At 53.6% G+C, this 11193-nt stretch carries 7 protein-coding genes; 1 reads left to right on the forward strand and 6 read right to left on the reverse strand.

Annotated elements, in window-relative coordinates:
- Both PY793_RS04110 and PY793_RS04115 read right to left on the reverse strand, forming a co-directional pair.
- Nucleotides 1-642 carry a hypothetical protein gene (locus tag PY793_RS04110; protein ID WP_275176844.1) on the reverse strand — a complete coding sequence of 214 codons (642 nt, stop codon included), beginning with the start codon at nt 640-642 and terminating at the stop codon, nt 1-3.
- On the reverse strand, nt 620-1162 hold the full coding sequence (locus PY793_RS04115) for a hypothetical protein (protein ID WP_275176845.1): 543 nt from the start codon (nt 1160-1162) through the stop codon (nt 620-622). The genes PY793_RS04110 and PY793_RS04115 overlap by 23 nt, the downstream gene beginning before the upstream one ends.
- Before the next feature lie 176 nt (nt 1163-1338).
- On the opposite strand from PY793_RS04115, the gene PY793_RS04120 reads away from it, so the two are divergent.
- Entirely contained in the window at nt 1339-1938 is a 600-nt protein-coding gene (locus tag PY793_RS04120) for a recombinase family protein (protein ID WP_025825621.1), read from the forward strand.
- Nucleotides 1939-2798: 860 nt separating this feature from the next.
- Here PY793_RS04120 and PY793_RS04125 read toward each other — a convergent pair.
- From PY793_RS04125 to nirB, 4 genes are read right to left on the reverse strand one after another with little or no spacing between them, the layout of a single operon-like run.
- Nucleotides 2799-3764: a CmpA/NrtA family ABC transporter substrate-binding protein gene (locus tag PY793_RS04125; protein ID WP_126621478.1), complete on the reverse strand. Its 966-nt coding sequence runs from the start codon at nt 3762-3764 to the stop codon at nt 2799-2801.
- On the reverse strand, nt 3761-4342 hold the full coding sequence (locus tag PY793_RS04130) for an ANTAR domain-containing response regulator (protein ID WP_094755508.1): 582 nt from the start codon (nt 4340-4342) through the stop codon (nt 3761-3763). Before PY793_RS04130 ends, PY793_RS04125 begins: the two co-directional genes overlap by 4 nt.
- 17 nt (nt 4343-4359) lie before the next feature.
- Nucleotides 4360-8286 (reverse strand): bifunctional nitrate reductase/sulfite reductase flavoprotein subunit alpha, encoded by a 3927-nt coding sequence (locus tag PY793_RS04135; protein WP_275176846.1) that lies wholly within the window; start codon nt 8284-8286, stop codon nt 4360-4362.
- A 6-nt stretch (nt 8287-8292) separates the two neighbouring features.
- On the reverse strand, nt 8293-11190 hold the full coding sequence (nirB, locus tag PY793_RS04140) for a nitrite reductase large subunit NirB (protein ID WP_275176847.1): 2898 nt from the start codon (nt 11188-11190) through the stop codon (nt 8293-8295).
- Nucleotides 11191-11193 lie beyond the last annotated feature (3 nt).

An 11193-nucleotide genomic window follows, 5' to 3' on the forward strand; every position in this document is an offset into this window, starting at 1 on the left:
TTAGATAGTCGCTAAAAACTCTTTGTTTGAGAGAAGATTCGTAGCAAAGCGACGATATGGGTCGGCTCGTTTATTGAGTATGCTGTTTAGATGCGCCTTTGCTATGGGAGGCACGACAATCCATAAAATGAGCGTAGGGACGAGCATAATGCAAAGTGCAGCATAAAGAAACCACACGAGCAGAACGCTGCCACTCCGAATGCTGGGAAAGGAGTCAGTGTAATTCGTAACATCGAAGTAAACCGTTTCCCCAGTCGTGTTATTCTTTGCAACGAGGAACTGTCCAGTCTTTGCTCCCTTAACAGCACCCCAGATTAACGTCACAGATTGTCCATCACGACACGGGAGATCAGCATTTTCAACGGATTTTTCTCGCCCGTCAGGCGCGACAATCCAGAACGACTGGTGTTGTGACACAGTTGAACTTACTTGCGCGGATTGCACATGCCCACCATACTCCGGATGGACAAACCCCCCGCCGCCTGATGAGGAAACACTGGTAGAACTCCATTTCTGGACGCTCTTAACTGTCCCCGTAATTCCGTGGAACCAGATCGTCTGGTTGTTAAACTGAAAATCCATGCCCCGCTCCGTATCTCTTAATACTGTCTTGATGCGCTCAACCCTGGCAAACGCCATCATCCAGCTTGCAGGCAGCGGGGATGGTCTTGCCGTTCTTCGTCAGGATTCCGGTCGTAAGGTCGTAAACATAGACTTCGGCCGGCGTGGTGACGTATTTCCCGATATTGCGCGGAAATTTCAGTGTGATCTTGCTCCCGGAAATGGACGGCTTGGCAGTTGAGCAATTCCCGAAGAATGGTGTGGGCGTCTTGATTCCGTTCGGCGTGACCTGAAGGAGTGAATACTGAGCGTCACAAGCCTGACCGCCAACGGATGTTAAAAGAACGACATCCGTGTTGCCGGATTCCGCGATTTTCTGGACGAAAAGCGCACTATTCCCGGCAATTTTCGGCGTTGTGGGCTGGCCGTTAATCAGCAAGGTATTGAGCGGACCGGTTCCAGAGGCCAGTCCGTAACGGGTCTGGGCTTCTCTCGGTGAGTCTGCCGATGCCAAAGTCAAACTCACCCCGCCCATAGTCAAAAAGGACAGGGCTGCAATCGAGAGGTGCATAAAACGGGATTTCTTTAAATCACGACACATTATTTTCTGACCTTTACCAACACACTTTGAGACGGCGTGCCGTGTTCCGGAAATATGAAATCCTTCTCACGCCACGCTACACTGAATGGTGTGAGCAGAATCCGTGGTTTTTGAACATCTCTCGCGTCATGCGGAAGATGTAAGAAATTCCGGGTCAAAAAGGGGGTTTATGGGTCATGCGACGTTATGGGTATGTCAGGGTGTCGACAGAGCATCAGACCAATGATCCGCAGATTTTGGTTTTGCGGCAGGAAGGTCTTTCTGATGAGCAGATTACACAGGATGTGATTTCAGGGGGTGTGCCGGCCCTTCACCGGCCTGGCCTCTCCTGTCTTCTGAAAACTCTTCAGTCAGGAGATTGTCTGGTGGCGGCCAAACTCGATCGCCTTGGTCGGGATACCGTGGATGTCATTGGCCTGATCCGGATCTTGAATGAGCGCGGTATCAAGCTAAGGATTATCAATATTGGTGTTGAAACACATACGCCCAATGGGCGGTTGTTCCTGACCATTCTTGCTGGGTTTTCGGAGTTTGAGCGTGAGATTATCAGGGAGAGAACCATTGCTGGTCTGGCAGCCGCCCGTGAGGCCGGGGTGAGGCTTGGGCGTAAACCCAAGCTCACGGCGGCGCAGAAATCCCATGTCAGAATGCTGGCAACAACAGGTCAGACCAATGGTCAGATTGCTCAGGTCATGGGGGTGTCTGTCTCAACCATCCAGCGTCTGACAGCAGCAATCGACTCATCAAAAAGCCGCATTTTGGGTATGTCATCATGACTGACAAAGATGAGTGCTTGACGGCAATCCGAAAACCACCGTTTTTGACTCCTTCTTCTTCCAAAACGAAGTCTGTCAGAATGGGTTCCAGCCTTACTCTTTTGTTGGGTTTCTCATGACCAGCCTGTGTCTTTTCGTGCTGAGGATACAAGACCTAGTGTCGTGCCTGTTGCGGAGTAGTCGGAAGGTCAATCGATACCAGAAGAAATGGTGGCTTGATTAAGGAGTGCCCCTGATGAAACTGGGGCGGACGATCCAGTTGTGCGACAGGGATCCATAGTCGCCCATCTGGTGCCAAAGCCGGAGCATCAGCCCAGTGCAGGCGTGGGTCAGACATCACTTTACTGATCTGTCCGGAACTATTCCGCCGATAGAGGCTGTTCTCTTTAAGGTTGGTAAAATAAGTGTGCCATCTGCATCCATGGCGCTGCCACCTATCGGGGGTAAATCTGCCCAAGGCTGGACGGCGGTGGCGAGTGTCTCTGGAGAAACGGTTGGGTCATCAAGCAAGGCCGTCGGCATCCGAGACCATGAACCTTCTAGCGGCCCGAAATAAAGCCATGTCCCATCATCTGGACGACCGCCTTTGCTCCAAATCAGGACGAAATACTTCAAAATCCACAGTCAGGGAAAAAGTCTCAAGTTGGTCACCAAGACCGCCAGACGAGCAAGTCACGCTTCAACATAAAAGAAACAGAACTGCTTCGTCATCTATATTTTATCGTAAGATAAACGATAGAATCATAAACAGATACTGATAAACAGAGGGGCTTTTCTAATCCTCCATTTGTGCGGATCCTATAAATAATATCGTTCAGAACCCGTTTATTATTCAGTGATGTCGGACTCACTTATGGAACTTACAACCAGTTCAGATTGCTGAGTGTTTCCGGTAACGGGGCTGTTAACCAGCCTTCTGTTTGCATGTCTTGGATCATCCAGCCGAAAGAGGATGCTGCACTGCGGGGCATCGTATCAAATATCATCGTATCTGGCACTGCGGGGGAGGCGGGCATAACAGTGGCGACGGCTTCTGTTGGCAGGTCTAGTCCACATGCAGTGAGTGGGGCACTGAGCAAGTTGGTAATATATGCGGTTTGTTCTGGTGCAGTGCATATTTTGGCAGCGTCGCACACGGCATTGTAGATGCGGTGAGTGGCGTCTGGATTTTCAGTCTTCCATGTTTCTTTCAGAAACAGCATTTTCTCCAGATGCCCAGGGACAATGGAAGCAGAGCTAGCAACAGGGAAAGCCAGATGTTTGAGTGCTGCATCAGTTCCCCAGGGCGGCCCTGCGCAAAAACCGTCAATCTCTCCAGTGGCCAGAGCCTCAATCATGTTGGCTGGTGGCATAATAACAATTTCCGTTTTCGTGTCCCGACAAATGGAAATGCTCTTAAGAAAACGTGTCAAAATAAGATAGTGTGTAGAATAAAGATGGACGACCCCAAGGCGCGGTTTGCGATTAAGAGTAGCTGCCCAGAGTTGGAACGCTCTGTGCTTATCACCGTCTGAGTACCACTGTTCCTGTTCAGTTTGCTGGCCTCGTAATACAATTTTGTTGCCCTCGCGGCTCAGTGGCAGGCCAGGGCGTAACGCTATGGCGCGGCCACGTTGCCCAAGTGTGGTCATAATGGCAAGGGGTGCAAACATAATGGCACCATCAAGCCCATTCCAGACAAGCCCATCAGCAATGTTAGCCCAGGAGGGAACAATGATTGGTTCCACTTTCACCCCATATTTAGAAAAAATATCGAGCGCGTGTGCGACAATAACAGGAGCACTATCTGCTAATTGCAGCAGGCCAATACGGCATGGAGCACTCATTCTACAGGTTTCCCGGCATTGTTAGATAGATAATCTGAAGCAATCTCTATTATTTTTCGTGATTGTTGCATGGCCTGTTTCCGAAACCAACGGTAGGCTTCTTCTTCCTTGCAGCATTCGTGCTTCATGAATAACAATTTGGCACGATCTATGGTCTCTCTCTCGAAAAGGGTTTTCTTTGCAGCGAGCAACTCCGCATTCGTTTTCTGAAATCGATGATAAAGGGCGATAGCGGAGCGTAGAAGCGGTTTTACATTTTTTACTGGTGTATCAAGTATATTGTAGGAACAGACACCTGCGGCAAACGCATCTTCCATCAAGCTTTCATCGTCTTCATCCACAAACAAAGCAACCGGTCGCTCCAACGGAGAGGCCGCCAGCGCACGCACGCTATCCAGTGCGTCTCGATCCGCACGGCTGATGTCTACCAGAACGATATCAGGGGCATGGCATCTTACGGCTTCTATCAGGCTGGCATGCGGGTTTAACAGAATGACATCCAGACTAGTGTCAGCTTCCAGCAGTCGTGCCAGCGCTCCGGCACGGTGGGAGTTTTCATCTGCCAGAAGGACTTTCATCATGTACAGTCTTCCTGTTAGTACACATCCCGGAGATAACGACCAGTGCGGGAACATTCGGCCAAAAAGGACTCTGCTTGTTCGGCACTCATCTGTCCATGCTGTGCGATAATCTTTTTAAGGGTGCTGTCAACATCCCGCGCCATGCGTGCTGCGTCACCACACACATACACATGGGCACCACGGCACAGCCACTCCCATAACGTGGCATCATTTTCTGCCATACGGTCCTGCACATAAATACGGTCTGACTGGTCGCGGGAGAAGGCAGTATCCAGCCGTGTCAGGATTCCTTGCGCCAGAAAGCCTTCCAACTCCTCATGGTAATAGAAGCCAGTTGTTGCGTGCCGTTCGCCAAAAAATAGCCAGTTAGCGCCTGTGGCCTGCCGTGCGGCGCGCTCTTGTAGGAATGCCCTGAAGGGGGCAATGCCCGTGCCCGGCCCGACCATGATAACGGGAAGGCTATCATCTACCGGAAGCTGGAAATGAGTGGTTGGTTGCACAAAGACAGGCACTTCATCGCCCGGTTTCAGCCCTGCCAGCCACGTGGAGGAGACACCGGGGAAGGGGGTTTTGTTGACACCAACCGTGAGATGCACCTGCTCCGGAACAGTGCGCGGGGAAGAGGAAATGGAGTAAAGCCTTGGTTGCATTCGGCGGAACAGGGTCGGAATTTCATCAGGGGTTGGTGGTGCTACAAAGGGCGTCAGAAGGTCTGGCAGATAGCCACCGTCTCCGCCGCCTATCCGCTCCAATAGGGCTGGATTTGGGCGTGAGAGGTCAAACGAGGACCGTAGAGCCTGACCCAATGTACAGGCCCCTTTGCGCTTCAGTATAAGTGGTGTATCTTCTGAAAGCTGTAAGGCTTGCAACACACGCTGCACCACGCTTTCATTGTTGCGGGGCCACACGCCCAGTGCGTCTCCGGCAGAATACTGTAAACCTGTTCCAGAAACATCAAGAACAATATGGCATGTTTCTTTTTCCGCATCATCACCTGTCAGACGCTTGACGGCAACAAGGCGGGCCAAGGCGGGTGTATTACGGGTAATAGCGGCTGGGGCTGCGGGCACGGCTGGCGTGGTAGGAGCGTTGGGTGTAACAGTGTCACCCAATGCAGTCAGAAACTGTGGTCGCCAGTTTTCCAGCGTGTCTTCAAAATCCGGTTCACAGTCGGCGCGCGGCAGGAGAGAGATTGCCCCCAGCGTTTTCAGCCGCTCATCAAGCATCCGACCAAAACCACAGAAACTGGCATAGGTGGAATCTCCCAATGCAATGACCGCGTAGCGTAAGGCTGGAATAGGTGCCTGCTGCTGTTTCAGCGCGTCCCAGAAGGTGGTGGCATTATCTGGGGGTTCCCCATCGCCAAAAGTAGAAACCACAAAAACTGCTGTACCCGACAGGGCGTCAGGCTTGCAGTCATCCAACCCGGCAACCGGTGCATCATGCCCGTTTTCACGAAGCCACGCTGTTAAGTCAGATGCTAAGGTTTCTGCTCGCCCGGTTTGGGACGCCCACCAGATAGTCAAAGACGGTGTGGCGGAGGAAGATGTCAGAACGGTGGTTGCCGTAGGGGCGCGAGAATACAAACCCGCCAGTAAGCCATTCAGATAAGTGATCTGCTCTGCGGAAAGCGGGGCGGAAGCCGGAATAACCGGGAGTGTGTTGCTTGGGGGTGCCAGTTGCAGGCCTTCCAGAAATCCGGTGAGCCAGTTTTTATGATCTTGTGAAAGCACTGGTGCTTTATAGGGCGCGAGGCCGAAATGCTGTGCAATTTGCTGAGTAGGCATGAGGGTGGTTTCCTCCTGTACAGCGAGAGGGGGCGTGCGGGCAGCGGTAAGGGAGACAGCGCACTGCTTGATGCCGGGCTGGAGTGAGATCGGATCAACCTGATCCGTTGTCAGTTCATTAAGGCAGAGCTGCGTGCCGAACCGATCATTCCAGTGAAAAGGTGCAAAGCAGGTGCCCGGCGCAACAGTGGAGGAGATGCGCACAGGCAGGGTTGCGCTCCCGCGTCGAGACCGGATTTCAACAGGGTTTTGGTCCTTCAAACCCAACCGCTCTGCGTCCTCTGCGGCAATTTCTATAAAGGGACCGGGGTTGAGTTTGTTAAGCTGCGCCACGCGGCCTGTTTTGGTGAGCGTATGCCACTGATGTTGCACGCGCCCCGTGTTCAGCAGAAAGGGGTACTCTTCATCAGGAGCATCGTCCGCAGGCATCCACGGGCGGGCAAAAAATGCGGCCTTGCCGGACGGTGTTGCAAACACGGGTGGTGCACCGGGGGTGGGGCAGTAGCGGATAGGGTGGCGTGCAGCCGTGTCACCCGCAGGAGCAGGCCATTGTACAGGGCCTGTTTTGAGCCGATTATGACTGACGCCAGAGATATCATACCCCGTTATGGGGTTTGCGAAGCGGCTTGCTTCAGCAAACACGTCTGCTGCGGAGGCGAAGGAAAATCCCTCTTCAAGCCCCATGGCGCAGGCAACCTGCGCAATAAGCTGCCAGTCTGGCGTAGCACTTCCGGGTGGTGGTACAGCTTGTGGCGCGAGGGTGAGTGTACGGTCAGAGTTAACCTGTACGCCGTCTCCCTCCGCCCACAAGGCACCCGGTAGCAGAATGTCAGCATAGTGTGCGGTCTCGGTATCGGCATAGGCGTCCTGAACGATAACGAGTTCGGCTTTTTCCAGAGCTGCTTTAACCACACTCCGCCGGGGCACGGTGGCAACGGGGTTTGTGCAGATAATCCAGCAGGCTTTGATGCCGCCTGCTGCCATATCCGCAAACATGGCAATAGCACCGTCGCTGGCCTTATCCCGGATGGTACCGGATGGCAGGTTCCATTGTTTTTCGCAAAAAGCCCTGTCTTGCGCGGACAAGGCACTACGCTGGCCCGGAAGTCCGGGGCCCATATACCCCATCTCGCGTCCGCCCATGGCGTTAGGCTGCCCGGTAAGAGAGAACGGCCCGGCACCGGGCCGGCAAATAGCCCCGGTTGCAAGGTGCAGGTTACACAATGCATTGGTGTGCCACGCGCCAGAAACACTTTGGTTGAGGCCCATTGTCCAGAGGGAGAGCCAGTCTCCTGCCTCGGCAATCCAGCGTGCGGCGGTGTGCAGGTCTGCTTCTGCAAGGCCGGTCAGGCGGGCAACATGCGCGGGGGTGTAGTCTGCCAGAAAAGCACCCATATCGTCCCACCCCGTGGTGCAGGAGGCAATGAAGTGCGGGTCAATAGCGCCAAGTTTGTTGAGCAGAAACAGCAGCCCGTTAAGCAGTGCCAGATCCGTGCCGGGGCGAATTTGTAAAAACAGATCGGCTTTGTCTGCAGTTGCCGTACGGCGCGGGTCTACAACAATAAGTTTTGCGCCAGATGCCCGTTTACGGTCCATGAGGCGCAGAAACAAAATGGGGTGGCAGTCCGCCATGTTTGCGCCAATGACAAAAAACAGATTGGTGCAATCAAAATCTTCGTAAGAACCGGGCGGTGCGTCTGCCCCCAGAGAGAGCTTGTAACCGGTCCCAGCGGCGGCCATGCAGAGGCGTGAGTTGGACTCGATATGAGGTGTGCGTAAATAGCCCTTCACCAGTTTATTGGCGAGATACTGGGCTTCCAGAGACATCTGGCCCGACACATAGAGTGCAATGGCATCTGGCCCGTCTGTGTCCAGAATGGCTTTAAGCCGAGCGGCAGTCTGCTGGATGGCATGGTTTAGGGTAACGGGTTCGGGGGAACCTGTCCGGTCTGCCCGAACAAGTGCCGTGTCCAGACGTGCGGAGGATGTAACGGGTTTATCGCAGGAGCTTCCTTTAGTGCACAGGCGCCCTTTATTGGCCGGATGCGTGGTATCACCCCGCACCCGAACAATTTTCTGGTCTTTTACCTCCATCACAATGCCACAACCGACACCGCAATAGGGGCAGACCGAGCGGACTTCCTTGCACGTCATGGCAGGTTACGCCAGAACAGCTTCTGCCTTCGCCGTAACCGCCCGTGCGCGAATTTCCACACGGCCATTATTCAGGCGGGCATCCCATGCACGAATTGACTTGTCTGCATCTTCCAGACAGGTGCCATCTTCAAGGTTGAAGTGCTGTTTGTAGAGTGGTGACGCGACAACGAGCTGACCTTTGAGGTCTCCCATCAACCCACGGCCTAGAACATTGGCGTGAGAGAAGGGGTCATGGTTATCAACAGCATAGACCCGTCCGCCACCTGAGGCATCGGGCAAATAGAAGAGCGCGATCTGGGCATCCTGATGAAGGGCCACAACGCCAGAACGTGCCACAAGGTCACTTTGTGCACAGAGGTCCGTCCAGTCTACCGGGCCAGAAGACAGCGCAATTTCAGGCAAATTGTCCGCAGGTTTTATCTGGTCGCGCTCCAGTTCAGTGCGGATGTTGGGGTCCGGGCGGCTGTCATTGACAAAAGTACGGAAGCGTTTGAGCTTTTCCTGGTCGGTCAGGGCATCTTTCCATTCACAGTGGTAGGTATCCACCACATGCTGCATTTGCTGTTCCAGCTCTGCACAAATGCCAAGACTGTCATGGATAATGACGTCTTTCAGGTAATCCAACCCACCTTCCAGATTTTCCCGCCAGACAGAAGTTCTCTGTAGTTTATCAGCCGTGCGGATATAGAACATCAGGAAGCGGTCTATGTATTTTACGAGAGTTTCTGAATCGAGGTCTGTGGCAAAGAGTTCTGCGTGGCGGGGGCGCATCCCGCCATTGCCGCATACATAAAGGTTCCAGCCGTTTTCTGTAGCAATAATGCCTACGTCTTTACTCTGCGCCTCGGCACATTCGCGAGTGCAGCCAGACACGGCGAATTTGAGCTTGTGGGGGGAACGCAGCCCTTTATAGCGGTTTTCCAGATCCAGCGCCTTACCAACGCTGTCTTGCACGCCATAGCGGCACCATGTGCTGCCTACGCAGGATTTGACAGTGCGTGTTGACTTGCCATAGGCGTGGCCTGTCTCAAACCCGGCATCAAGCAGCTCTGTCCAGATTGCCGGGAGTTGGTGCAGGTGTGCACCAAACAGGTCAACACGCTGTCCCCCAGTGATTTTTGTGTAGAGATTGTATTTCTTGGCGACCTCACCAAGAACAATCAGTTTATCAGGCGTGATCTCTCCGCCAGCAATACGGGGCACCACAGAATAGGTCCCGTTTTTCTGGATATTCCCCATGAACGTGTCATTGGTATCCTGTAACGGGATGTAGAGCGGGTCCGTGATAGGCTTGTTCCACGCAGACGCCAGAATGGACCCTGCGGCAGGTTTGCAGATATCGCACCCAAGGCCACCATTGCCAAATTGGAGCATAAGGTCTTCAAAGGTCCGGATGTTATGAACACGAACCAGAGAGTAAAGCTCCTGCCGAGTGTAGGAAAAATGTTCGCACAAGCTGCGATCAACGGTTATGCCGCGAGCGGTCAGTTCTGTTTCAAAAACATTTTTCAAAAGGGCGGCGCAACCACCGCAGCCCGTGCTGGCTTTTGTGCCCTTCTTGAGTGTTGCAAGGTCTGTGCAGCCCTGCTCAATAGCAGCGCTGATAGCGCCTTTGGTCACGTTATGGCACGAGCAGATCATCGCTGTGTCTGGCAGGGCATCAGCGCCCAGTAGCTCAGCGCCTTCGCCGCGTGGCAAAATCAGTACGGCGGGGTCTGAAGGAGGAGCTATGCTGTTTTGCACATACTGAAAAATGGTGTCGTAGTAAGAATTATCCCCAACCAGCACAGCGCCGGTAACACGCTTGCCGTCAGCAGACAGCACAAGGCGGCGGTAGGAGCCATCGGCCTCGCCAATAAAACGATAGCTTGTCGAACCGGCCTCCAGACCATGTGCGTCTCCGATAGAGCCGACATCCACCCCCTGTAGTTTGAGCTTTGTGGACATGTCTGCACCGGTAAAGCTGGCTTCCGTGTCACCAGCCAATAGCGCAGCGACCGTGCGGGCCATGGTGTAGCCGGGGGCAACCAAACCAAAAATCTGCCCTTCCCACAACGCGCATTCACCGATCGCAAAAATATGCGGGTCTGATGTCTGGCACTGGTTGTTGACCACAATGCCCCCACGCGGGCCAATGTGCAGGCCACATTGCCGCCCCAGATTGTCCTGCGGTTGAATGCCTGCTGAAAACACAACCATATCCGTTTCCAGGCTTGTTCCATCAGCAAAAACAAGTTTGTGGCGGTGGGTGGTGCCGGGCTGTATTTCCTGTGTGGTGTGGCGCACCCGCACATCAATGCCCAGTGCTTCAATACGGTGCTTCAACGCCTGACCGCCTTCGGCATCAAGCTGAGCGGGCATAAGGTGGGAGCCAAGTTGAATGACACTGACATTCAACCCCAGCACCTTTAGCGCATTGGCGGCTTCCAGCCCTAATAGGCCACCTCCAATAACAGTGCCATGTTGCACGTTTTGTGCCGCAGCGCGGATCAGGTCCAAATCTTCCAATGTGCGGTAAACAAGACCCGCCGTGCCGGTATTGCCGGGCACCGGCGGTACAAAGGGAAGGGAGCCTGTGGCAAGAATAAGAGTGCTGTAGGGAAGGGTGCCTTCCGCCGTTGTGACAGTTTTTGCTGCCCGGTCTATCTGCGTGATCCGGGTGTTGAGATGGAGCGTTAACCCATGCGCAGTATGAAAGTCATCCTGATGCAGCCGAAGGGCCAGTGCATCTTGCCCAGTCATGTAGTCCGTTAAATGGACACGGTCATAGGCATGATGGCGTTCTTCACCAAAGACATGAATTTGATGGCTCTCGTGCAGGCCGTGCATCACGAGTTGTTCGGCACAGTAGTGCCCAACCATACCGTTGCCAACAATAATGATATTGTCTTTGGTGGTCATGGG

Origin of the sequence: Acetobacter fabarum (genome assembly GCF_029069195.1) — a bacterium.
In the GTDB taxonomy this organism is placed as follows: Bacteria; Pseudomonadota; Alphaproteobacteria; order Acetobacterales; family Acetobacteraceae; genus Acetobacter; species Acetobacter fabarum_A.

What these genes read in the sequence shown, in the direction of transcription:
- PY793_RS04115 (WP_275176845.1), bottom strand. Translation starts at nt 1,162, where the DNA reads ATGTGTCGTGATTTAAAGAAATCCCGTTTTATGCACCTCTCGATTGCA.
- PY793_RS04110 (WP_275176844.1), bottom strand. Translation starts at nt 642, where the DNA reads ATGATGGCGTTTGCCAGGGTTGAGCGCATCAAGACAGTATTAAGAGAT.
- nirB (WP_275176847.1), bottom strand. Translation starts at nt 11,190, where the DNA reads ATGACCACCAAAGACAATATCATTATTGTTGGCAACGGTATGGTTGGG.
- PY793_RS04135 (WP_275176846.1), bottom strand. Translation starts at nt 8,286, where the DNA reads ATGACGTGCAAGGAAGTCCGCTCGGTCTGCCCCTATTGCGGTGTCGGT.
- PY793_RS04130 (WP_094755508.1), bottom strand. Translation starts at nt 4,342, where the DNA reads ATGAAAGTCCTTCTGGCAGATGAAAACTCCCACCGTGCCGGAGCGCTG.
- PY793_RS04125 (WP_126621478.1), bottom strand. Translation starts at nt 3,764, where the DNA reads ATGAGTGCTCCATGCCGTATTGGCCTGCTGCAATTAGCAGATAGTGCT.
- PY793_RS04120 (WP_025825621.1), top strand. Translation starts at nt 1,339, where the DNA reads ATGCGACGTTATGGGTATGTCAGGGTGTCGACAGAGCATCAGACCAAT.